Below are 22,715 nucleotides of genomic sequence, written 5' to 3' on the forward strand. Positions count from 1 at the left end.
ACAGAGGCCATCCGCGTCATCGGTCGATTCGAAGCCGGACGCGGGATCCCAGACGAGATGCGTGCAGATGTCCGCATGCTCGGCGCACTGCTCGGGCAGGTGCTGCGCGAGTGCGGCAGCGCCGGTCTGTTCGACGACGTCGAGCGGCTGCGGTTGGCGACCATCCAGGCGTACGACGAGGAGAGCGCCGAGGCCTTCGAACGCGCATCGGCGATCGCGGATTCGTTCACCGTCCAGCGAGCCGACGAAGTGGCCCGCGCCTTCACGTGCTACTTCCATCTCGTCAACCTCGCCGAAGAGCACCAGCGCGTGCGCATCCTTCGCGAGCGTGCAGGACAGCCTGGCCGGGAGGATGCCACGGACACCGTCGCGACCGCGTACGCGCAGTTGCGACGCGAGATCGGCGACGAGGAGGCCACTCGTCGCCTGCAGGACCTGCGGTTCCACCCCGTGTTCACCGCGCACCCGACGGAGGCCCGTCGTCGCGCCGTGTCCGCCAGCATCCGCCGCCTCTCCGAACTGCTCACGCAGCACGACAGCGCGAGCGACGGCGGTGCGGAGCAGCACAGGGCCCGCCGCCGCATGCTCGAGGAGGTCGACACGCTCTGGCGCACGGCGCCGCTGCGCGCTCAGAAGCCGTCGCCCACCGATGAGGTGCGCACGGTCATGTCGGTGTTCGACGAGACCCTGTTCACCACGGTCCCCCACGTCTATCGCCGCATCGACGACGCTCTGCGCGGCGACGACTCCGGCGCGAGCGCTCCGGTGGTCCCCGCGTTCGTGCGGGTCGGCTCGTGGGTCGGCGGCGACCGCGACGGCAACCCCTTCGTCACGGCGTCCGTCACGCGCGAAGCCGCGCAGATCGCCTCCGACCATGTGCTGCGCGGTCTCGAACGGGCTGTCGAGCGCATCGGCCGCGGCCTCACTCTCGACGCCGAGGGCACGCCGCCCTCCGCCGCGGTGGTCGCGCTGTGGGAGTCCTTCATCGAGACCGACGAGAACGCCGCGGCCGAGATCGCCGCGCGCTCTCCGGAAGAGCCGCACCGCCGCGTTCTGCTCGCACTCGCGAACCGGGTCGCACGCACCCGTTCGGGAGCGGACGGCGCATACACGGACCCCGAGCAGCTGCTCGCCGACCTGCGCACCGTGCAGGCCTCGCTCGCGGCATCCGGGGCGAACCGCCATGCGTTCGGCGGCGTCCAGCACCTGATCTGGCAGGTCGAGACCTACGGGTTCCACCTCACCGAGCTCGAGGTGCGCCAGCACTCGCAGGTGCACCGCGAGGCACTCGCCGAGCTCGATGCGGGCGCGGAGCCCAGCGAGAAGACGCTCGAGGTCCTCGACGTCTTCCGTGCGGTCGCCGACATCCAGCGCACCTACGGGCCGCGCGCGGCAGGACGCTACGTCGTCTCGTTCACGCAGTCCGCCGAGGACCTCGCCAACGTGCACCGCCTCGCGCGGCATGCGCTCGGTGACGATGTGCCGGTACTGGACGTCGTGCCGCTCTTCGAGACGTTCGCCGACCTGCAGGCCGCTCCCGGCATCCTCGCGGAGGTCGTCGGCTTCCCCGAGTTCCGCTCGCGCATGGCCGCCACCGGCAATCGCCTCGAGGTCATGCTCGGCTACTCCGATTCCTCGAAGGACGTCGGCCCTGTGGCCGCGAACCTGGCACTGTACGAGGCGCAGGAGAAGATCGCCCTCTGGGCGAAGGATGCCGGTATCGCTCTGACACTCTTCCACGGGCGCGGCGGCGCGCTGGGTCGAGGCGGCGGGCCGGCGAACTCCGCGATCCTCGCGCAGCCGCCGCACTCCGTCGACGGCCGGTTCAAGCTCACCGAGCAGGGCGAGACCATCTTCGCCCGCTACGGCGAACCGGCGATCGCGATGCGCCACATCGATCAGGTCGCCGCGGCGACGCTGCTCGCATCGTCTCCTGGCGTCGAGGAGCGCACGAGCGGCGCAGCCGCACGCTTCGCCGACGTCGCGCGGGTGATGGACGAGGCCTCCCGTGAGAAGTTCTTCGCTCTGGTGAAGGCCGACGGCTTCGCGCCCTGGTTCGCCACCGTCACACCTCTCGAGGAGATCGGGCTGCTCGCCCTCGGTTCGCGTCCAGCGCGCCGCGGCCTCTCGGTGGAATCGCTCGAAGACCTCCGCGCCATCCCATGGGTGTTCGCGTGGACGCAGGCGCGCATCAACCTCGCCGGCTGGTTCGGTCTGGGAACCGCGCTCGAGAGCGTCGGCGACGAGGCGCTGCTCAAGGACGCCTACCGCGACTGGCCGCTGCTTCGCACCATGATCGACAACGTCGCGATGAGCCTCGCGAAGACCGACGAGCGCATCGCCCGTCGCTATCTCGCGCTCGGCGACCGCGATGATCTCGCACAGCTGGTGCTCGACGAGCTCACGCTGACGAAGGAGTGGGTCATCCGCCTCACCGGCGGCGACGCGCTGCTCGAGAACAAGCCGATCCTGCAGCGGGCGGTGACGCTGCGCAGCCCGTACGTGGACGCGCTGTCGCTGCTGCAGCTGCGTGCGCTGAGGGAGCTGCGCTCCGCAGCATCCGGGTCGGGCGCCGACGACGAACAGCGCCGTCTGCTGCTGCTGTCAGTCAGCGGCGTCGCCGCCGGCCTGCAGAACACCGGATGATCACCGCCTGGTGCGCATCACGGAAACACGCGCGGTAAGGTGAAATCTCGTGCCCGACCCGGCACGCCTTCTCGCGCGACACGATCGCCCCCTCAGCCACACTCTTCAGAAAGCCGTCCCGCGTGACCGCAACCCACACCGAATTCCACCCGCTCACCGCGTCCGTCCAGCCCGTGTTCGACACGGTGCTCGCCCGCAGCCCGCACGAACCCGAGTTCCAGCAGGCCGTGCACGAGGTGCTCGGAACGATCTCCCCGGTGCTCGAGCAGCACCCGGAGTACGTCGAGGCCGGCATCCTGGACCGGATCGTGGAGCCCGAGCGCCAGATCATGTTCCGCGTGCCGTGGGTGGACGACGCAGGGAAGATGCAGGTCAACCGCGGCTACCGCATCCAGTTCTCGTCGGTGCTCGGCCCGTACAAGGGCGGACTGCGTTTCCACCCTTCGGTGAACCTGTCGATCATCAAGTTCCTCGGTTTCGAGCAGATCTTCAAGAACGCGCTCACCGGTCAGGGCATCGGCGGCGCGAAGGGCGGGTCGGACTTCGATCCGCACGGTCGTTCCGACGCCGAGGTCATGCGCTTCTGCCAGTCATTCATGAGCGAGCTGTACCGTCACCTCGGCGAGCACACCGACGTCCCCGCGGGCGACATCGGTGTCGGCGGCCGCGAGATCGGCTACCTGTTCGGCTCGTACCGCAAGATCACGAACCGTCACGAGTCGGGCATGTTCACCGGCAAGGGCACCGGCTGGGGTGGCGCCGAGGTGCGCACCGAGGCCACCGGCTACGGCGCGGTGTTCTTCGCTCAGGAGATGCTCGCCGTTCACAACGAGTCGCTCGAGGGCAAGCGCGTCGGCATCTCCGGTTCCGGAAACGTCGCGATCTACGCCATCCAGAAGGCCACTCAGCTCGGCGCGACGGCGGTCACGGCATCCGATTCCTCGGGGTACATCGTCGATGACGCCGGTATCGACCTGGATCTGCTGCGCCAGATCAAAGAGGTCGAGCGCGGCCGCATCGTGGAGTACGCGAACCGGCGCGCGAGCGCTCGATTCGTGGAGAACGGCAGTGTGTGGGAGGTTCCGGTCGACATCGCGGTGCCCTCCGCCACGCAGAACGAGGTCAGTCTGGCCGACGCCGAGGCCCTCATCGCGAATGGCGTGCGCGCCGTCTCCGAGGGCGCCAACATGCCCTGCGTTCCGGATGCGGTCGCCGCGTTCCAGAAGGCGGGCGTACTGTTCGCCCCGGGCAAGGCCGCGAACGCCGGTGGTGTCGCGACCTCTGCGCTGGAGATGAGCCAGAACGCATCGCGTCAGCGCTGGACCTTCGGCGACAGCGAGAACAAGCTGCGCGAGATCATGGCCGACATCCACGACGCCGCGTTCCGGGCCGCCGAGAAGTACGACGTTCCCGGGGATTACGTCACCGGCGCGAACATCGCCGGCTTCCAGCGGGTCGCGACGGCGATGCTGGCTCAGGGCGTCATCTGAGTCTCTGCTCTGTCTGTTCGCCGAGGCCCCCGCTGGTTATCCGCGCCCTCTCTGAGGCGCGTCATCCAAAGGGGGCCTCGGCGCTCAGGAGGGGCCCCGGCGCAGGTGGATGGGCTCACGCCGGATGGTCATCCGCGTGCCGCGCCAGCGAACGCCCATAGCGCTCGGTGAGCTGCACCATGACATCCGGGGTGTCGCGGTCCACGCCGAACACGTAGCCGGGGAAGTCCAGTTCGCGCTGCGCCGCCCAGATCTCCTCGTGCTTGTCCGGGGACAGCAGGAGCAGCGGATCGCCGACCGCCACCCAGCCGATCGGGACGACCGTGTCCTCAGGGAGCGTCGTACGCAGGTGCACGACCGCGTTGATGCGCACCTCGGCCCGTGCGCCGATCTTGGCACCGTTGAACACCCGCGTTCCGGTCGCGAGGAACACCTCGTCGCCGATCACCGCACCGGACACGGACGCCCCGGGGCCGATCAGCACGTGATCGCCGATGTGCACAGGGTTCGCCGAGCTGGCGCGCACGATCGCGTTCTCCATCACGATGACGTTCTCACCGAGCGTGATCGGCCCGCCCTCCGCGGTGATGACGGCGCCGTGCAGCACCTGGCAGTCCGCTCCGATCTCCACATCACCGGAGATGACGGCGGTGGGCGCGATGACGGCGGTCTCGTGGATCCGGGGCCGAGCCCCGAGGTGCTCGTACAGCATGCGGTCATGCTAGCGCTGCCGACGAGCCGGCGCACCCGCACCGCTCAGGCGGACCGTCGCGCCTCGAGGAGATGTCTCGAGGAGTGCGCGACGAACGGACCGTCGCGCTCGATCAGCTCGTGCAGGTCGCGGAGCCGGTCGCGGTAGCGCTCCACGGTGAAGTCGGGCACCCACCAGACGAGCTTGCGCAGCAGGTAGACCACGGCAGCGACGTCACGGATCTCGATGCGCAGCGTCGCGCGGCGCACATCGACGATCTCGAGTCCCGCAGCCTCGGCGGCCTCGATCTCGTCGTCGGGGTGACGCCCTCGTCGCTGCTCCGGCAACGGGCCGAGGAAGAACTCGATCAGCTCGAACCCGCTCGCCGGTCCCACATGCTGGGCGAGATAGGTTCCGCCGATGCGAAGCACCCGTGCGATCTCGGCCCAGCGCGGGGCGACAGGATGCCGACTGGTGACGAGGTCGAACGCGCCGTCGGCGAACGGCAACGGGTCGTCCTGTCCTGTGCGCACCACGACGACTCCACGCGGGTGCAGCAGCGACGTGGCCTTCGCGGCGTTCGGGAGCCAGGACTCCGTCGCGACCGCGATCGACGGGAAGGTCTGCGCCTCGGCCAGCACTTCGCCACCACCGGTGTCGAGGTCGAGCGATGCGGATGCCGTGGCCAGTCGCTCGGCGAGGAGCCCGGCGTAGCCCCACGGCGGTCGCTCCTCGCTCGCGCGCCCCTCGAGCCAGTCGAAATCCCACCCCGTGACGTCGGCTTCGGAGCCCAGGGCGACCAGTTCATCGAAATCAGCCATACGAACCAGTCTCCCCGTACGGCATCCTCGACGCAGCCGTCACGAAGCGGCGGGCGCGGCGGCCTTCGCGGGCTCGGGGAACAGCGCCGTGAACAGCTGGTCGACCCACTCCAGCAGCCCCGCGTCCGTCGGCGGCTCGCCACCCGGGCGCGGCAGCGGCACGACCAGTGCCTCTCCCCCGCCGACGAGCTTCGCCGCGGGGTACAGCCGCTGCAGACGCACCTTCATCGAATCCTCGAGACGTGCGGGCGCCACGCGGAGGTTCGAGCCCATCGCCACGACGTCCGCGAGACCGGCACGTGCCGCACGCCGACGCAGGCGAGCGATGGCGACCAGCCCCTCCACTTCTTCGGGCGGGGTGCCGTATCGATCGGTGAGCTCTTCGATCACGAGATCGATCGCGTCATCCTTCGCGGTCGCGGCCGCCGCGGCGGACAGCTTCTGGTACGCCTCGAGACGCAGGCGCTCGCTGTCGATGTAGGTCTCGGGGATGCGGGCATCCACCGGCAGCTCCATCCGCAGCTCGTTGCCGGTCTCGACGTCCTCGCCACGGAACGTCGCGACCGCCTCACCGACCATGCGCAGATACAGATCGAACCCGACCCCGGCGATGTGCCCCGCCTGCTCGCCGCCGAGCATGTTGCCCGCGCCGCGCAGTTCGAGGTCCTTCAGCGCCACCTGCATACCGCTGCCGAGATCATTGTTGACCGCGATCGTCTGCAGGCGGTCGGCCGCCGTCTCGGAGAGCGGCTTCGAGTCGTCGTACAGGAAGTACGCGTACGCCCGCTCGCGTCCTCGGCCCACGCGTCCACGCAACTGATGCAGCTGGCTGAGGCCGTACTTGTCGGCCTTGTCGATGATGATCGTGTTCGCGTTCGAGATGTCCAGCCCGGTCTCGACGATCGTCGTCGACACGAGCACGTCGAACTTGCGCTCCCAGAAGTCGTCGACGACCTGCTCGAGCTGGTGCTCGCCCATCTGACCGTGAGCCACGGCGATGCGCGCCTCCGGCACCAGCTCCGCGAGCTCAGAGGCCACGCGCTGGATCGACTGCACGCGGTTGTGCACGAAGAACACTTGGCCCTCGCGCAGGATCTCGCGCCGGATCGCCGCGGCCATCTGCTTATCGCTGCGCGGGCCGACGAACGAGAGGATCGGATGCCGGTCCTCCGGCGGCGTCGCGAGCGTCGACATCTCACGGATGCCGGTGACCGCCATCTCGAGCGTACGTGGGATGGGCGTCGCGCTCATCGCGAGGATGTCGACGTTCGTCTTCAGCTTCTTCAGCTTGTCCTTGTGCTCGACGCCGAACCGCTGCTCCTCATCGATGATGAGCAGCCCGAGGTCCTTGAACATGACCTGATCCGTGAGGATGCGGTGCGTGCCGATGACCATGTCGACCGACCCGTCGAGCAGCCCCTCGAGCGTGAGTCGTGCGTCCTTGTCGGTCTGGAACCGCGACAGCGACCTGACCTTCACCGGGAACCCGGCGAAGCGCTCGGAGAAGGTCTCGAAGTGCTGCTTGACCAGCAGCGTCGTCGGGACGAGCATCGCGACCTGCTTGCCGTCCTGGATCGCCTTGAACGCCGCGCGCACCGCGACCTCGGTTTTGCCGAAGCCCACATCGCCCGACAGCAGCCGGTCCATCGGGATCGGCCGTTCCATGTCGGCCTTGATCTCGTCGATGGTCTGCAGCTGGTCGGGGGTCTCGGCGAACGGGAACGCCTCTTCCAACTCTCGCTGCCACGGGGTGTCCGGCCCGAAGGCGTGGCCCTTCGCCGACATGCGCGCCGAGTACAGCTTCACGAGTTCGACGGCGATGTCGCGCACGGCGCGACGCGCCTTGCCCTTGGCAGCCGACCAGTCGCTGCCGCCCATCTTCGAGAGCGTCGGTGCCTCTCCTCCGACGTACTTCGAGAGCAGATCGAGCTGGTCCGTGGGCACGTACAGCTTGTCGCCGGGGTATCCGCGCTTGGACGGCGCGTACTCCAGCACCAGGTAGTCGCGCGTGGTCTTCGTGGCGTTGCGCCCGCCGGTGGACACCTCGCGCTGCGTCATCTCGACGAACTTCGCGATGCCGTGCGTCGAGTGCACGACGTAGTCGCCGTTCTTGAGCTGCAGCGGATCGACGACGTTCTTGCGGCGAGACGCGAGCTTCTTCACGATGCGCTGATCGCCGCCGATCGTGCGGCCGTAGAACTCGTTGTCGGTGAGGACCGCGAGCTTCGCCTCCGGCACCTGGAAGCCCGACTCGAGGGCGCCGAGCACGAGCGTCGCGACACCGGGCTCCGGCGCGTCGGGGAGGGAATCCACGACGCGTGCCGCGAGGCCGCGGTCGGAGAGCACGTCTCTCGCGCGGTCCACCAGGCCGGCCCCGGATGCCACGACCACGACCCGCCATCCGTCGGCGAGCCTGCCGTCGACGAAGTCGATCGCGCCGTCGACGTTCCCGTGGAACGAGGGGATGATCGAGGCGTCGATGTTCGCCGCATCGTCGTCATCGGTCGCGAACGGGCTGAATCGCCACCAGACGCCGTCGCGTTCGCGCACGATCTCACGCAGCCGCGCGACGCTGACGAAGTCTCCGGCGCCGAGGTCGATGGGCGCGGAGGCGCCCGAGGTCGCGGCGCTCCAGGCGGCATCGAGGAACTCGCGGTTCGTCTCGCCGAGGCTCTGCGCCCTGGCGCTCGATCGCTCGGGGTCGACGAGCGCGACGGCGGTGCCCTCGGGGAAGTACTCGGCGAGCGCCTTGAGCGGACCGGACACCGCGGGCAGCAGCGATTCCATCCCCTCGACAGGGATGCCCTCCGCCATCTTCTCCAGCATCCCGGCGATCGCGGGGAATCCGGAGATCAGCGAGCGCGCACGGTCGCGCACGTCGGCGGTGAGCAGCAGCTCCCTGGTCGCCGGCAGCTCGACGCGGTCGACGTCGCCGGGGAGCGAGCGCTGATCCGCCACGGAGAAGGCGCGGATCTGGTCGATCTCGTCGCCGAAGAACTCGACGCGGTACGGATGCTCCGACGTCGGTGGGAAGACGTCGAGGATGCCGCCGCGCACGGCGAACTCGCCGCGGCGCGAGACCATGTCGACGCGGGAATAGGCGCGCTCGACGAGCTGCTCGACGGCGTCGTCGAGCTCGAGGTCTCTCCCGCCCAGCACGAGGGAGAGCGGCGCGGTGTCGCCCAGATTGGCGGCGATCGGCTGCAGGGCAGCGCGCACCGAGGCGACCACGATGAGGGGACGCTCGCCGGACCACGTGGTGATGCGGCGAAGCGTGTCGAGGCGCCGGCCGACCGTGTCGGGACTCGGGCTGAGCCGCTCATGCGGCAGGGTCTCCCATGCGGGGAAGCTGAGGATCTCGGCATCCGGCACATAGGAGTCGAGAGCCGCCGCGAGCGATTCCGCGCGACGACCGGTCGGCGCGACCACGAGCAGGGATGCCGGACGCCCCGAGCCGGCGCGTTTGTCGAGCAGTCCCGCGATCGTCGGAGCGTCGAGCCCGTCGACGAGTCCGAGATCGGCATCGGTCTGCGCCCAGGTGAGGGCGTCGTGGTACAGAGACGCCTCTTCCAAGGCGCGCAGAATCCCGGGAACAGTCACCTGATGAGTGTAATGCGCGCCTCTGACATCCGGCCGGGGTGCGTTCGCCGACGGGCCGCACGCCGTAGGATTCCGTGATGGAACCCGTCACCCTCCGCACCGACCGCCTTGTCCTCCGCCCGCCGACGACGGATGACGTCGACGCGATCACGACCGCGTGCCAGGACCCCGAGATCCCCCGATGGACGACGGTTCCGAGCCCGTACACGCGTGAGAACGGCGAGGGCTTCGTGACGCTGGTGGCCCAGTGGTGGGCATCGGGTGAGGAGACGGTCTGGGCCGTCTTCCACGACGACGTGCTCATCGGCATGATCGGTCTGCACCACATCGCGCCGCACGCGGGCGGCGGCTCGGCGGAGCTCGGCTACTGGGCGACGGCGCATGCACGCGGAAAGGGCTTCATGGTCGAGGCCGCTCGCGCGGTGATCGACTGGGGGTTCGCCGAGTCGGATCTCGCGCGCATCCATTGGCAGGCCGTCGCCGGCAACGTGCCTTCGGCCCGCACTGCGCGTGCGCTGGGGTTCCGTTACGAGGGACTCCAGCGGCAGGCGCTCACAAGCCCGCGCGGCCGCGACGACGGCTGGGTCGCCGGCCTGCTCGCAACCGACGATCGCATGCCGGTGGCCTGGCCGTTGCCGCTCGACTGATCCTTACCCAGCGCGTCGCACGCTCCTCGCCCCAGGCCCCGCCGCGCAACTCCGGAGCTTTCTGCAGATTCCGGTGCTGGAGGCGCACCTCGGCACCGATTCGGGCATTTTCTCCGGAGTTGTGCGGCGTCGGGTGGCAGGATGAGGACATGCCGGAGATGCCTGAGGTGCAGGGGCTGGTCGCGTTCCTCGGCGAGCGCGCGGTCGGCCGGACCATCACGCGCACGAGCGTGGGCGCCATCGCGGCGCTGAAGACCTTCGATCCGCCGAACACCGCGTTGCACGGCGCAGAGATCACGGCATCCGCTCGCCGTGGCAAGTTCATCGTGCTGTCGTGCGGAGACGACCTCCATCTCGTGTTCCATCTCGCGAAGGCCGGCTGGCTGCGCTGGTACGAGATGCTCCCGACGACGCTGATCAAACCCGGAAAGTCGCCGATCGCCCTGCGCGTCGCGCTGAATGACGACAGCGGTTTCGATCTCACGGAAGCAGGGACGAAGAAGTCGCTCGCCGTCTACGTCGTGCGCGATCCTGAAGAGGTGCCGGGCATCGCGCGGCTCGGGCCCGATCCCCTGGAAGACGCTTTCGATCGCGATGCGTTCGCCGCTCTGCTGGAAGGCCGCCGGATGCAGATCAAGGGCCTGCTGCGCGATCAATCCGTCATCGCCGGCATCGGCAACGCCTACTCCGACGAGATCCTGCACGCCGCGCGCATGTCGCCGTATGCGATCGCCGGCACCCTCGACGAGCAAGAGGTCGACCGCCTGTATTCGGCGATGCGCATGACGCTGACGGATGCCGTGGCCGAGGCTGCAGGCAAACCACCTGCCGACCTCAAGGATGCCAAGCGCCGCGGCATGCAGGTGCACGCGCGTCGAGGCGAGCCGTGCCCCGTGTGCGGCGACACCGTGCGCAGCGTGTTCTTCGCCGACAGGTCGCTGGAATACTGCCCCACCTGCCAGACCGGCGGCAAGCCGCTCGCCGACCGTCGGCTGTCCCGACTGTTGAAGTAGACGCGCACGGTCACGGAATGAAATGCGCGTGCATACGTTGACTACACTGGGCATCAACGTGCTCCGGGGTCGGTGTGAATCCGAACCGGCGGTGACAGTCCGCGAGCGTCGAGGGAAACCGAGATGCCGATCCGGTGGAATTCCGGTACCGACGGTGATGTGAGACCGAGTTCTCACTAGTCCGGAAGGGAGGCAGCACGATGCGCGAGAGCGCGCCGTCTGTCATCCCCGGAGCGAGAGCAGAAGGACGACGGATGGCAGTGCACGAGGCGGAACGCCGCGCGATGACGCGTGCGCTCGAGCTCGCCACGCGCGGACCCCGCGGGGCCAACCCTCAGGTGGGCGCCGTCATCCTGTCCCCCTCGGGCGAGATCATCGCCGAGGGCTGGCATCACGGAGCCGGCACGCCGCACGCCGAAGTCGATGCACTGTCGAAGCTCGACGGAGACGCCGCACGCGGCGCGACGGCCGTCGTCACTCTTGAACCGTGCAATCACACCGGCCGCACCGGACCGTGCGCCGTCGCGCTCATCGAGGCCGGCATCTCACGGGTGGTCTACGCGCTCGACGATCCCGGTGCCGTCTCCGGCGGCGGCTCCGAGCGTCTTCGCAGCGCTGGCGTCGAGGTCGAGGCCGGCGAGCAGGCCGACGGCGCCCGAGCACTCATCTCGGACTGGCTGACCGCGCAGCGCCTCGGACGCCCGCAGATCATCGTGAAGTGGGCGCAGAGCCTCGACGGCCGCGCCGCGGCGGCCGACGGATCGAGCCAGTGGATCACCGGACCCGCCGCCCGCGCCGACGTGCACCGTCGTCGGGCTGCGGCCGACGCGATCATCGTCGGCACCGGCACCGTACTCGCAGATGATCCCGCTCTCACCGCCCGAGACGGGGACGCGCTGTACGAGCACCAGCCGATCCCCGTGGTGATCGGCTCGCGCGAGACGCCGGCGGATGCCGCGCTGCGGCGCCACCCGAAAGAGTCCGTGTTCTACGCGACCCATGACCTGCACTCCGTCGTCGCCGATCTGCATGGCCGCGGCATCCAGCGCGCATTCGTCGAGGGCGGTCCGACTCTGGCCAGCGCGTTCATCGCGGCAGGACTGGCAGACCGCGTGCTCGCCTACATCGCCCCGGTGCTGCTGGGCGGCGGCCGCCTCGCGCTCACCGAGATCGGGGTGCCGACGATCGACGCCGCACGACGTCTGCACGTCGAGGAGTGGGTGCCGCTCGGCGCGGACCTGCTGGCGGTCGCCGGATTCGAAGAAGACAAAGAGGGGGTCCGCTGATGTTCACCGGAATCATCGAGGAGATCGGCGAGATCACCGCCATCGCGCCGGCCGGCGACGGATGGCGGCTGACGGTGCGTGCGCCGAAGGCTGCGCAGGACGCCGTGCACGGCGAGTCGATCGCCGTCTCCGGCGTGTGCCTGACCGTGGTCGCCTCCACGCCCGACACCTTCGACGCGGACGTCATGAAGCAGACGCTCGACGTGTCGGCTCTGGCGACGGCATCCGTCGGCACCCGCGTCAACATCGAGAAGGCCATGCCCGTCGGAGCGCGCCTCGGGGGTCACATCGTGCAGGGCCACGTCGACGGGGTCGGCGAGGTCGTCGACGTGCGCCCCGGCGACGCGTGGAGCGTGCTGCGCATCAACCTGCCGGCAGATCTCGCACCGCTCGTCGTCGACAAGGGCTCCATCTCCGTCGACGGCACCTCCCTGACCGTCAGCGCCGTGAGCGAGCCGTCCGCCGCACAGGCCTGGTTCGAGATCTCCCTGATCCCCGAGACCCTCGTCGCCACCACTCTCGGATCCCGTGCGGTCGGCGATCGCGTCAATCTTGAAACCGACATCCTCGCCCGTCATGTCGAGCGCCTGCTCGCCTTCCGGGCTGTCTCGGAAGGAGGCTCGCGATGAGCCTTGCCACCATCGAAGAAGCTCTCGAGTCGCTGCGCGCCGGTCGTCCGGTCATCGTCGCCGACGACGAGAACCGCGAGAACGAGGGCGACGTGATCCTCTCGGCCGAACTCGCCACGCCCGAATGGGTCGCGTGGACGGTGCGCTGGTCGTCCGGATTCATCTGTGCACCGATGCCCGCCGACCTGGCCGACAGCCTCAACCTCCCGCCCATGGTGGAGGCCAATGAGGACGCCCGCTCGACCGCCTACACGGTGAGCGTGGATGCCGCGGAGGGCGTCACCACCGGCATCAGCGCATCCGACCGCGCGCACACGCTGAACGTGCTGGCCAACCCGGCATCGACCGCGACGAGTGTGATCCGCCCCGGGCATGTTCTGCCGCTGCGGGCCGTCGACGGCGGCGTACGCGAGCGCAGCGGGCACACCGAGGCGGCTGTCGACCTGATGAAGCTGGCCGGTCTGCAGCCGGTCGGCGCGATCGCGGAGGTCGTCGCGGAGGACGGCAGCATGATGCGTCTGCCCGGTCTGAAGGAGCTCGGCGCACGCGACGGCGTGCCCGTGATCACGATCGAGCAGCTCATCGCGCACCTGAACGAGATCGACCCGCAGGACGGTCCGGTCGTATCCTCCCGCGCCGGCAAGCGGCGGGTGCGCCTGCGGGCCGACGCGACGGTTCCCACCGATCACGGCACCTTCCGCTTCCTCGCCTACAAGGATCGTGTCACCGGCACCGATCACATCGCCGTCGTCTCCGGCGAGCTCGGCGAGACCGCGCTGGTCCGTGTGCATTCGGAATGCCTGACCGGCGAGGCGTTCGGATCGCTCAAGTGCGAATGCGGGCCTCAGCTCGATGCCGCGCTCGACGCGATCGAGCAGGAGGGCGGCGTCGTCATCTACATGCGCGGGCACGAGGGCCGAGGCATCGGCCTGATCAACAAGCTGCGGGCATACAGCCTGCAGGAGGAAGGGCTCGACACGGTCGACGCGAACCTCGCCCTGGGGCTGCCGGCGGATGCCCGCGAGTACGCAGCGGCCGCCGGCATCCTCAGCGACCTCGGCATCTCGAAGGTGCGCCTGCTGACCAACAACACCGACAAGGTGAAGCAGCTGCGCGAGCTCGGACTCGACGTCGCCGAGCAGGTGGCGCTGATCGTCGGCGTAGGGCCGAACAACCACCAGTACCTCGAGACCAAGCGCGATCGCATGGGCCACATCATCGGCGAGGCCGAGCTGGCCGAGGCCCTCGCCCACGGAAAGGACAAGGCATGAGCGGCGCAGGAGCCCCCGCACCCGGCGAGCAGATCGACGCGACCGGACTGAACGTCGTCATCATCGCCGGCACCTGGCACGAGGTCATCACGAACGGGATGATCGCGGGCGCGGAGCGCGTACTCAACGCCGCCCACGCGACTCATCGGCTCGTGCGGGTGCCCGGCTCGTTCGAGCTCGCCGTCGCCGCACAGGCCGCCTTCGCAGGCGGGGCGGATGCCGTGGTCGCCCTCGGCGTCATCGTCAGGGGCGGCACCCCGCACTTCGAGTACGTCTCGTCGGCGACCACCGACGGCCTCACCCGAGTGGCGCTGGACGCGGGCAAGCCGGTCGGCTTCGGGGTACTGACCGTGGACGACGAGCAGCAGGGACTCGATCGCGCCGGCATCGAGGGGTCCAAGGAGGACAAGGGCGCCGAGGCGGCGGATGCCGCACTGCGCACTGCTCTGGTGATTCGCGAGCTGCGCGGCTGAGGTTCGCCTTCCTGGCGGCCCCGCACGGACGGGGCTAGCGTGTCGGGCATGGAGACTCTGCGTCTGGTCGTCGTTCTCATCCACCTCATCGGCTTCGCCGTGCTGTTCGGGTCCTGGGCCGTCCAGGCCTTCGGCGGCCAGAAGCAGTTCGGCAAGATCATGGAGTACGGACTGCTCATCGCCGGAGTCGCCGGACTCGCACTCGCTGCGCCATGGGGTCTGCCGGAAGGCGCCGAGCCGAACTACATCAAGATCGGCACCAAGCTCGTCATCCTGGTGGCGATCGGCGCCCTGGTCGGCTCCGGGCTGAGTCGGCAGAAGCGCGGAGCGTCGGTCGCGCCGGCGGTGTTCTGGCTCGTCGGCATTCTGACGGTGACGAACGCCGCGATCGCTCTGCTCTGGCGCTGAGTCGCGCTAGTGCGACGCGCGCGGGGGTGCGGTGCTCCCGCGCACCACGAGTTCGGTGCTGACCAGCGGCGTCTGAACGTGCTCTCCGCTGTCGAGTTCAGCGAGCAGCGCATCGACCGCGAGTGCACCGACCTTCTCGGGATGCTGCTGCACAGTCGTCAACGGCGGCCACAGCTGCGCGGCATCAGGCAGGCCGTCGAAGCCGACGACACTGACGTCACCTGGGATGTCCCGTCCGCTCTCGCGGAACGCGCGGACGACCCCGATTGCCATCTGGTCGTTCGCGGCGAACACTGCCGTGACCGATCCGATCGTGCGCAGGCGCACGCCCGCCTGATATCCGGATGCCGCTGACCAGTCTCCCGACAGCACTTCCGGAATCTCCCTGCCGCGCGACTCCAGCGTCGTCCGCCACGATTCGCGTCGCCTTTCGGCGGAGTACGACTTGGCAGGGCCCGTGACGTGCCACACCGTCTCGTGGCCGAGATCGAGCAGGTGCTCCGTCGCCAGCCTCGCGCCCTGCGCCTGGTCCGTGTCGACGAACGGATGGCTCGTGCCACGATTCGAGTCCACGAACACCACGGGCAGCCCCTGGGGCATCTCGACCTCGGCCTCATCGAGCTGGTGGGCCTCGATCACGATGATGATGCCGTCCACCGCGTGCTCCTCGATCCTGCGGAAGGCGCCGGCCACGGTCTCCCGTGCGCTCGATTCCACCGGGATCAATGTCAAGGCGTACCCCATCTCGGCGGCTCTGACGGCGATCGCGTCGAGTGTGCGCTGATTGCCGTAGGAGCTGAACGAGAACATGATGACGCCGATGGCGCGGAATCGCCCTGACCGCAGCGCCCTGGCGGCACTGTTCGGACGATATCCGAGGCTCTGCATGGCCTTCTCGACACGCGTCCTCGTCTCGGCGCCGACATAACCGCGGGCGTTGACGACGCGTGAGACGGTCTGGCCGGAGACGCCGGCCTCGCGCGCGACATCCTCCATGGACGGGTCTCTCCGCCGTTGCGGTGCTGCCGATGACTCAGAGGACACGATGACCAATCCATTCATGTGTTGACGTTGACACACTAGCAGTCGATCGCATATGTTGACGTTGACACGTCGCGCTGCATGCGCACTACCAAGAGAAGGTCTCGTCGATGACGACTGATTTCACTGCGACGCTCGGACGCTCCGGCATCCGGCGTCGTGAGAAGCGCGACTGGAGAGGATGGGCCTTCGTCGGCCCGTTCATGGTCGTGTTCGCCCTCGTTTTCCTCACGCCGCTCGCCTACGCGATGTACTTGAGCTTCTTTCAGGAGAAGCTCATCGGCGGCACGGCGTTCGTCGGGCTAGACAACTACGTGCGCGCACTCACCGACCCGCAGTTCTGGGAGGCGTTCGGCCGGGTCCTGATCTTCCTCGTCATCCAGGTGCCGATCATGCTCGTGCTCGCTCTCGGAGCAGCGCTCGCGCTCGACAGCGCACGCCTGCGCGGCGCGTCGTTCTTCCGCATCCTGATCTTCCTGCCGTACGCGGTTCCGGCCGTCGTCGCCGTACTGATGTGGGGCTACATCTACGGCGACCAGTTCGGACTCACCGCGAATTTCAACGACTTCCTCGGCTTCCAGGCGCTGACGCCGTTCGCGAAGGAATGGATGCTGGTCTCGATCGGCAACATCGTCACGTGGGAGTTCGTCGGCTACAACATGCTGATCTTCTACTCCTCGCTCAAGACCATCCCCACCGACATGTACGAGGCCGCCTCCCTCGACGGTGCTGGCGCGTGGCGCACGATCTTCTCGATCAAGATCCCGTCGGTGCGCGGCGCTCTCGTGATCGCCAGCATCTTCTCGATCATCGGCAGCTTCCAGCTCTTCAACGAGCCCAACATCCTGCGCCCTCTCGCGCCGAATGTGATCACCACCTACTTCACGCCCAACATGTACGCGTACAACCTGTCGTTCGCGGGCCAGCAGTTCAACTACGCCGCAACGATCGCGATCATCATGGGCATCATCACCGCCGTGATCGCCTACGTCGTGCAGCTGCGCGGCTCGAAGACGGAGGTGCGCTGAGATGGCGCTCGCATTCCACCGCCAGGCGACCACGCGCCACGACCCGATGAACCCGCGCAAGTCGAACACGCTCCTGATCGTGATGATCGTCTATGCGCTGTACACACTGGTTCCGCTGGTGTGGCTATTGTTCAGCTCGACCAAGACCCAGGCCGGACTGTTCTCCTCCTTCGGACTGTGGTTCTCCGACGACTTCGCCTTTTTCGACAACCTCGTGGCCACGTTCTCGTACCGCGACGGGATCTTCCTGCGCTGGCTCGGCAACACGCTGCTCTACGTCGTGGGCGGTGCGGGCGGCGCGACGCTGCTCGCGACGATGGCCGGATACGGTCTCGCGAAGTACCGTTTCCCCGGCCGTCGCGCGGTGTTCGCCGTCGTCCTCGGAGCCGTGGCCGTGCCCGGCACTGCACTCGCGGTGCCCACCTTCCTGCTGTTCAGCGAGCTCGGCCTGACGAACACACCGTGGGCGGTGATCATCCCCTCGCTCATCAGCCCCTTCGGTCTGTATCTCATCTGGGTGTTCGCCACGGAATCGGTGCCCACCGAGTTGCTCGAAGCCGCCCGTATCGACGGCGCAGGTGAGTTCCGCACCTTCTTCACCATCTCGATGCGCCTGCTCGCGCCCGGCATCGTCACGGTCGCCCTGTTCACGGTGGTCGCGACGTGGAACAACTACTTCCTGCCGCTGATCATGCTCTCCGACCCGGACTGGTACCCGCTGACCGTCGGACTCAACCAGTGGAGCAACCAGGCCATCGGAGCGGGCTCTCAGCCGATCTACAACCTCGTGATCATGGGCTCGCTGCTCACGATCATCCCGATCGTCATCGCCTTCCTTCTCCTGCAGCGCTTCTGGCAGTCCGGTCTCACCGCCGGAAGCGTCAAGCAGTGACGTCGCTCCCCCGCATCCGCACCTTCCCGAACACCTCGAGCACCACCCCGAAAGGAACACAGCAATGAAGCACATTCCCTCAACCGCGACTCGTCGCGCAGTCACGGCACTCGCCGCAGGAACCGTGGCCGCCATCGCGCTGGCCGGCTGCAGCGCCGGCGCCGACGCCGGCGGCTCGGACAGCGCAGGCGACGGATCGTTCGATTCGATCGAGGCGGCACTCGAGACCGGCGGCGAGATCACATATTGGTCGTGGACCCCGTCTGCCGAGGCGCAGGTCGCCGCATTCGAGAAGGCCTATCCGAACGTGAAGGTCAACCTCGTCAACGCGGGCACGAACAACGAGGAGTACACCAAGCTGCAGAACGCCATCAAAGCAGGCTCCGGCGCGCCGGATGTCGTGCAGGTGGAGTACTACGCCTTCCCGCAGTTCGCTCTGACCGATGCGTTCGTCGACCTCTCCCAGTACGGCTTCGGCGACTTCGAGGACGACTACACGGCTTCCACCTGGAACTCCGTCACCGACGGCGACGCCATCTACGGACTCCCGCAGGACTCCGGCCCCATGGCGCTCTTCTACAACAAGACCGTCTTCGACGCCGCAGGCGTCGCGGTGCCGACCACGTGGGACGAGTACTACGAGGCGGCCAAGGCGATCCACGCCGCAGACCCGAACGCCTACATCACCAACGACATCGGTGACGCTGGTTTCGCCACGAGCATGATCTGGCAGGCCGGCGGGCAGCCGTTCACCACCTCAGGAACGGACGTCACACTCGACCTTCAGGACGACGGCTCGAAGAAGTGGGCCGACAACTGGAACCGTCTCGTCGAGGAGGACCTGCTGGCCCCGTACGGGAGCTGGAGCGACGAATGGTTCCGCGGACTCGGCGACGGCAGCCTCGCCACGCTCGTGATCGGCGCCTGGATGCCGGGCAATCTGATCTCGGGCGCACCGGACGGTTCCGGCGACTGGCGTGTCGCCCCCATGCCCACGTACGACGGAACCGCCGCCACCGCCGAGAACGGCGGAGGCGGCCAGGCCGTCACGAAGCAGAGCGAGAACCCCGAGCTCGCGGCCGGATTCCTGTGGTGGCTGAACAACAGCGAGGAGAGCATCTCGACGTTCCTCGAATCGGGTGGCTTCCCGTCGACGACCGCCGAGCTGTCGAGCGAGGAGTTCCTCAGCGACGCCCCCGAGTACTTCGGCGGGCAGAAGATCAACGAAGTGCTCGCCGCCGCGGCGGACGACGTGGTCGAAGGCTGGAACTACCTGCCCTACCAGGTGTACGCGAACAGCATCTTCGGCGACACCGTCGGTCAGTCCTACCAGAACGGCACCGACCTCAATGAAGGTCTCACCGCCTGGCAGGACGCGCTGGTCGAGTACGGCGACAGCCAGGGCTTCAGCGTCAACAAGTGACCGCAGTCGGGCCGGGCGGGCTCGACCAACCCGCCCGGCCCCTTTCATCGAAAGCGCAGTACGTGAGCACCTTCTCCATCGGCGAAACCGACTTCCTCCGTGACGGGCGGCCCCATCAGATCATCTCGGGAGCGATCCACTACTTCCGCGTGCACCCGGATCAGTGGCGCGACCGCATCCGCAAGGCCCGACTGATGGGCTTGAACACGATCGAGACCTACGTCGCCTGGAACGCGCACGAACCACGACGCGGCGAGTGGGATGCCACCGGCTGGAACGATCTCGGGCTCTTCCTCGACCTGGTCAGCGCAGAGGGCATGGACGCGATCGTCCGTCCTGGGCCGTACATATGCGCGGAATGGCATAACGGAGGCCTTCCGACCTGGCTGGCTGCCGACGAGGACACGCTCCGCACCTCCGACCCCGATTACCTGGCCGACGTCACCGGCTACCTCCGACGGGTGTACGACATCGTCGCCCCGCGGCAGATCCAGCACGGCGGCCCTGTCGTCCTCGTCCAGATCGAGAACGAGTACGGCGCATACGGCTCGGATGCGGTCTACCTCGAGGAGCTCGTGCGCGTCACGAAGGATTCCGGCATCACCGTGCCGCTGACCACCGTCGATCAGCCCGTTGACCGCATGCTCATCGACGGCAGTCTGGCGGGCCTCCACCGCACCGGATCCTTCGGCTCGCGTGTTCCCGAGCGCCTCGCCACCCTCCGCCGGCATCAGGCGACCGGGCCGCTCATGTGCTCGGAGTTCTGGGACGGCTGGTTCGACTGGTGGGGCGGCGTCCATCACACCACCGGGGTCGCCGCCACCGCCGACGACCTCGATGCGCTGCTGAGCGCCGGCGCGTCCGTGAACATCTACATGTTCCACGGCGGCACGAACTTCGGCCTCACCAACGGCGCGAACCACAAGGGGCGCTATCTGCCCCTCGTGACGTCGTACGACTACGACGCCCCGCTGGACGAGGCCGGCGATCCGACCGAGAAGTACTACGCGTTGCGTGACGTGATCGCGAAGCATGCGCCGGTGCCGGACGAGCTGCCGGAGCCGGGCGTCCCCGCGCCATCGTTCACCGTGCCGCTGCGGCACGCTGGCGCCTGGACGGATGGCCGCACCTCCGCCGCCCCTTCCTCATCGGCGGAGCGCCCGGCGACCTTCGACGAGCTCGGGCATCTGAGCGCGCTCGTGCGCTACGACGTCGAACTGCCCGAGCTCTCCGCGTCTGCGACGCTGACCGTCGATGATGTGCGCGATCTCGCCTGGGTGAGCGTGGACGGCCGGAATGTCGGCACTCTCGCGCGCACCCGCCACGATCACACCGTCTCGATCCCACCGGGTCGGGCCCTCAGCATCCTCGTCGAAGACCAGGGACGCGTGAACTACGGCAACCGTCTCGGGGAGGAGAAGGGCCTCATCGGCGTACCGCTTCTCGACGGCGAACCGTTGCACGGCTGGCGCTCGACGCCGCTCGATGTCGCCGCGATCGCCGACGCCATCGCCGCGGACGACTTCGAGATGTCCGCAGAGCAGGATGCCCCTGCCACGGGATCGGCGTGGATCGGTGAGTTCGATCTGCCGTCAGAGACCGATCTGTTCCTCGACACGGCGAGCTGGGGCAAGGGCTACGCGTTCGTGAACGGCTTCTTCCTCGGCCGCTACTGGCGCAACGGACCTCAGCGCACGATGTACGTGCCTTCGCCGACCACGCGCAAGGGAGCGAATCGGGTCGTCGTGCTCGAACTCGAGCATCTGCGAGACGCTCACGCGCGGTTCGTTCCCGGCCTCGCACTCGGCGACCACGAAGAATGACGCGCTGCCTCGAGATCGCACAGCAGACGTTCAGGGAGGCGTAAACTCCCCCGGGTGCTCGCTTTCTCATGAGCACGACGAACGCTAGGAGATCATGAGCACCGCAGTGAAACCCGCCAACCCCCGCTCGCGGGTCATCCTCGCGAGCCTCGTCGGGACGACCATCGAGTTCTACGACTTCTATGCGTACGCGACAGCTGCGGTCCTCGTCTTCCCGATCCTCTTCTTCCCCAGCGACAACGCCACCGCGTCGCTGCTGGCGTCGTTCGCCGTCTTCGGCGCGGCGATGGTGGCACGTCCGATCGGCGCGATGGTGTTCGGCCACTTCGGCGACAGGTACGGGCGCAAGGCGACGCTGGTCGCATCGTTGCTCACGATGGGCATCGCGACATTCATCATCGGCCTGCTCCCGACGTTCCAGCAGATCGGATGGGTGGCGCCTCTGCTGCTGCTCATCCTGCGTCTGGCTCAGGGATTCGCCCTCGGTGGCGAATGGTCAGGCGCCGCGCTCGTCGCGACCGAGAACGCCCCCAAGGGCAAGCGCGCCTGGTACGGGTCATTCCCGCAGCTGGGCGCTCCCCTCGGCTTCATCATCGCGAACTTCATCTTCCTCGGCATCAACTGGGCGCTCCCGCACGGCGAGAACCCTTCACTGCAGTCGGAGGCCTTCCTGGCCTGGGGCTGGCGCATCCCGTTCCTGTTCTCTGCCGTCATGGTCATCATCGGCCTCTGGGTCCGGCTCAAGCTGGTCGAGTCCGACACCTTCAAGAGGGCGGAGCAGAAGGGCATCATCCGCAAGATGCCGCTTGCGACCGTCTTCCGCCATCACTGGAAGCACCTCATCCTCGGCACGTTCATCATGCTGGCCACTTACGTGCTGTTCTACCTGATGACGAACTTCACGCTCGCCTACGGCACGGCCGCGACCGACGCAGATGTGCCGGGAGGGGGCTTCGGTTACACCGACTTCGTGCTCATGCAGATCGTCGGCGTGGTGTTCTTCGGTATCTTCACCCTGCTCTCCGGCCCCGTCGCCGACGCGATCGGGCGTCGCAAGCTCCTGCTGTGGGTCACCGGAGCGATCATCGTCTTCGGTCTCACCTTCAACGTGTTCCTGATGCCGCAGATCGACCCGCAGTTCACCGGTGCGCTCACACAGGCGTTCCTCGTGTTCGGCTTCATGCTGATGGGGATCACATTCGGGCCGATGGGTGCGATGCTGCCCGAGCTGTTCCCGACGAATGTGCGCTATTCCGGTTCCGCCATCGCCTACAACGTCTCATCGATCCTCGGTGCAGCGATCGCACCTCTCATCGCCCTGAAGCTGTGGGAGTTCGCGGGCGGCGAGCCGTGGCTCGTCGGACTGTACCTGTCGGCGATGGGCGTGCTCACCTTCATCGCTCTGATCCTGACGAAGGAGACGAAGGACAACGACTACGAAGACGACCTCGGACTCGCTGCCGCCGTCGAACTGTAGTCGCCGCCTGAGCCGCACCACCGAGGCCCCCTCCAGCCGCCGACGCCCCCTCGTAC

18 protein-coding genes and 1 riboswitch are annotated in these 22,715 nt (G+C 68.0%); of the genes, 14 read left to right on the forward strand and 4 right to left on the reverse strand.

The window, feature by feature from the left end; translation table 11 throughout:
• The first annotated feature begins 57 nt into the window (after window positions 1-57).
• Window positions 58-2,646 (forward strand): phosphoenolpyruvate carboxylase, encoded by a 2,589-nt coding sequence (locus tag ACNPNP_RS05890; RefSeq protein ID WP_448965254.1) that lies wholly within the window; start codon window positions 58-60, stop codon window positions 2,644-2,646.
• 122 nt (window positions 2,647-2,768) lie between these two features.
• Window positions 2,769-4,136 carry an NADP-specific glutamate dehydrogenase gene (gene gdhA / locus ACNPNP_RS05895; RefSeq protein WP_448965117.1) on the forward strand — a complete coding sequence of 456 codons (1,368 nt, stop codon included), beginning with the start codon at window positions 2,769-2,771 and terminating at the stop codon, window positions 4,134-4,136.
• A gap of 115 nt (window positions 4,137-4,251) precedes the next feature.
• Here gdhA and ACNPNP_RS05900 read toward each other — a convergent pair whose 3' ends face one another.
• The 3 genes from ACNPNP_RS05900 to mfd are packed head-to-tail and all read right to left on the reverse strand — an operon-like array spanning window position 4,252 to window position 9,248.
• A complete protein-coding gene (locus ACNPNP_RS05900; protein WP_448965118.1) occupies window positions 4,252-4,848 on the reverse strand; it encodes a gamma carbonic anhydrase family protein in 597 nt (198 codons plus the stop codon).
• Window positions 4,849-4,892: 44 nt separating this feature from the next.
• Window positions 4,893-5,648, reverse strand: coding sequence for a methyltransferase domain-containing protein (locus ACNPNP_RS05905; protein WP_448965119.1), 756 nt, complete (start codon window positions 5,646-5,648; stop codon window positions 4,893-4,895).
• Between the two features lie 39 nt (window positions 5,649-5,687).
• On the reverse strand, window positions 5,688-9,248 hold the full coding sequence (gene mfd / locus ACNPNP_RS05910; RefSeq protein ID WP_448965120.1) for a transcription-repair coupling factor: 3,561 nt from the start codon (window positions 9,246-9,248) through the stop codon (window positions 5,688-5,690).
• Window positions 9,249-9,325: 77 nt separating this feature from the next.
• Between mfd and ACNPNP_RS05915 the strand changes: the two genes are divergently transcribed.
• From ACNPNP_RS05915 to ACNPNP_RS05945, 7 genes are all read left to right on the forward strand, one after another.
• Window positions 9,326-9,895, forward strand: coding sequence for a GNAT family N-acetyltransferase (locus tag ACNPNP_RS05915; RefSeq protein WP_448965121.1), 570 nt, complete (start codon window positions 9,326-9,328; stop codon window positions 9,893-9,895).
• Window positions 9,896-10,044: 149 nt separating this feature from the next.
• Window positions 10,045-10,908 carry an Fpg/Nei family DNA glycosylase gene (locus tag ACNPNP_RS05920; RefSeq protein ID WP_448965122.1) on the forward strand — a complete coding sequence of 288 codons (864 nt, stop codon included), beginning with the start codon at window positions 10,045-10,047 and terminating at the stop codon, window positions 10,906-10,908.
• Window positions 10,909-10,963: 55 nt separating this feature from the next.
• Window positions 10,964-11,110, forward strand: a riboswitch (FMN riboswitch).
• Window positions 11,111-11,162: 52 nt separating this feature from the next.
• A complete protein-coding gene (gene ribD / locus ACNPNP_RS05925; RefSeq protein ID WP_448965123.1) occupies window positions 11,163-12,194 on the forward strand; it encodes a bifunctional diaminohydroxyphosphoribosylaminopyrimidine deaminase/5-amino-6-(5-phosphoribosylamino)uracil reductase RibD in 1,032 nt (343 codons plus the stop codon).
• Window positions 12,194-12,823 (forward strand): riboflavin synthase, encoded by a 630-nt coding sequence (locus tag ACNPNP_RS05930; protein ID WP_448965124.1) that lies wholly within the window; start codon window positions 12,194-12,196, stop codon window positions 12,821-12,823. Before ribD ends, ACNPNP_RS05930 begins: the two co-directional genes overlap by 1 nt.
• Window positions 12,820-14,094 carry a GTP cyclohydrolase II gene (ribA, locus tag ACNPNP_RS05935; protein ID WP_448965125.1) on the forward strand — a complete coding sequence of 425 codons (1,275 nt, stop codon included), beginning with the start codon at window positions 12,820-12,822 and terminating at the stop codon, window positions 14,092-14,094. The genes ACNPNP_RS05930 and ribA overlap by 4 nt, the downstream gene beginning before the upstream one ends.
• The gene (ribH, locus tag ACNPNP_RS05940) at window positions 14,091-14,567 is read left to right on the forward strand and encodes a 6,7-dimethyl-8-ribityllumazine synthase (RefSeq protein ID WP_448965126.1); all 477 of its coding nucleotides are present in this window, start codon (window positions 14,091-14,093) and stop codon (window positions 14,565-14,567) included. The genes ribA and ribH overlap by 4 nt, the downstream gene beginning before the upstream one ends.
• Before the next feature lie 48 nt (window positions 14,568-14,615).
• Window positions 14,616-14,975 (forward strand): Fe-S protein, encoded by a 360-nt coding sequence (locus tag ACNPNP_RS05945; protein WP_448965127.1) that lies wholly within the window; start codon window positions 14,616-14,618, stop codon window positions 14,973-14,975.
• Between the two features lie 6 nt (window positions 14,976-14,981).
• On the opposite strand, the gene ACNPNP_RS05950 is transcribed toward ACNPNP_RS05945, so the two are convergent.
• A complete protein-coding gene (locus ACNPNP_RS05950) occupies window positions 14,982-15,971 on the reverse strand; it encodes a LacI family DNA-binding transcriptional regulator (protein ID WP_448965128.1) in 990 nt (329 codons plus the stop codon).
• Window positions 15,972-16,126: 155 nt separating this feature from the next.
• On the opposite strand from ACNPNP_RS05950, the gene ACNPNP_RS05955 reads away from it, so the two are divergent.
• The 5 genes from ACNPNP_RS05955 to ACNPNP_RS05975 all read left to right on the forward strand — a co-directional run bounded on the left by ACNPNP_RS05955 (window position 16,127) and on the right by ACNPNP_RS05975 (window position 22,659).
• Window positions 16,127-17,044 carry a carbohydrate ABC transporter permease gene (locus tag ACNPNP_RS05955; protein WP_448965129.1) on the forward strand — a complete coding sequence of 306 codons (918 nt, stop codon included), beginning with the start codon at window positions 16,127-16,129 and terminating at the stop codon, window positions 17,042-17,044.
• A gap of 46 nt (window positions 17,045-17,090) precedes the next feature.
• Window positions 17,091-17,936, forward strand: a complete 846-nt coding sequence (locus ACNPNP_RS05960) for a carbohydrate ABC transporter permease (RefSeq protein WP_448965255.1) — start codon at window positions 17,091-17,093, stop codon at window positions 17,934-17,936.
• Between the two features lie 64 nt (window positions 17,937-18,000).
• Entirely contained in the window at window positions 18,001-19,359 is a 1,359-nt protein-coding gene (locus tag ACNPNP_RS05965; RefSeq protein WP_448965130.1) for an ABC transporter substrate-binding protein, read from the forward strand.
• A gap of 62 nt (window positions 19,360-19,421) precedes the next feature.
• Window positions 19,422-21,182, forward strand: coding sequence for a glycoside hydrolase family 35 protein (locus ACNPNP_RS05970; protein ID WP_448965131.1), 1,761 nt, complete (start codon window positions 19,422-19,424; stop codon window positions 21,180-21,182).
• Window positions 21,183-21,276: 94 nt separating this feature from the next.
• The gene (locus tag ACNPNP_RS05975; RefSeq protein ID WP_448965132.1) at window positions 21,277-22,659 is read left to right on the forward strand and encodes an MFS transporter; all 1,383 of its coding nucleotides are present in this window, start codon (window positions 21,277-21,279) and stop codon (window positions 22,657-22,659) included.
• Window positions 22,660-22,715: the final 56 nt, after the last annotated feature.

This window comes from Microbacterium xerophyticum (assembly GCF_053543555.1).

Coding starts and splice junctions, on each gene's coding strand:
- ACNPNP_RS05890 (WP_448965254.1), top strand. CDS start 58: ATGCGTGCAGATGTCCGCATGCTCGGCGCACTGCTCGGGCAGGTGCTG.
- ACNPNP_RS05900 (WP_448965118.1), bottom strand. CDS start 4,848: ATGCTGTACGAGCACCTCGGGGCTCGGCCCCGGATCCACGAGACCGCC.
- ACNPNP_RS05905 (WP_448965119.1), bottom strand. CDS start 5,648: ATGGCTGATTTCGATGAACTGGTCGCCCTGGGCTCCGAAGCCGACGTC.
- ACNPNP_RS05915 (WP_448965121.1), top strand. CDS start 9,326: ATGGAACCCGTCACCCTCCGCACCGACCGCCTTGTCCTCCGCCCGCCG.
- ACNPNP_RS05920 (WP_448965122.1), top strand. CDS start 10,045: ATGCCGGAGATGCCTGAGGTGCAGGGGCTGGTCGCGTTCCTCGGCGAG.
- ribD (WP_448965123.1), top strand. CDS start 11,163: ATGGCAGTGCACGAGGCGGAACGCCGCGCGATGACGCGTGCGCTCGAG.
- ACNPNP_RS05930 (WP_448965124.1), top strand. CDS start 12,194: ATGTTCACCGGAATCATCGAGGAGATCGGCGAGATCACCGCCATCGCG.
- ribA (WP_448965125.1), top strand. CDS start 12,820: ATGAGCCTTGCCACCATCGAAGAAGCTCTCGAGTCGCTGCGCGCCGGT.
- ribH (WP_448965126.1), top strand. CDS start 14,091: ATGAGCGGCGCAGGAGCCCCCGCACCCGGCGAGCAGATCGACGCGACC.
- ACNPNP_RS05945 (WP_448965127.1), top strand. CDS start 14,616: ATGGAGACTCTGCGTCTGGTCGTCGTTCTCATCCACCTCATCGGCTTC.
- ACNPNP_RS05950 (WP_448965128.1), bottom strand. CDS start 15,971: ATGGAGGATGTCGCGCGCGAGGCCGGCGTCTCCGGCCAGACCGTCTCA.
- ACNPNP_RS05955 (WP_448965129.1), top strand. CDS start 16,127: ATGACGACTGATTTCACTGCGACGCTCGGACGCTCCGGCATCCGGCGT.
- ACNPNP_RS05960 (WP_448965255.1), top strand. CDS start 17,091: ATGAACCCGCGCAAGTCGAACACGCTCCTGATCGTGATGATCGTCTAT.
- ACNPNP_RS05965 (WP_448965130.1), top strand. CDS start 18,001: ATGAAGCACATTCCCTCAACCGCGACTCGTCGCGCAGTCACGGCACTC.
- ACNPNP_RS05975 (WP_448965132.1), top strand. CDS start 21,277: ATGAGCACCGCAGTGAAACCCGCCAACCCCCGCTCGCGGGTCATCCTC.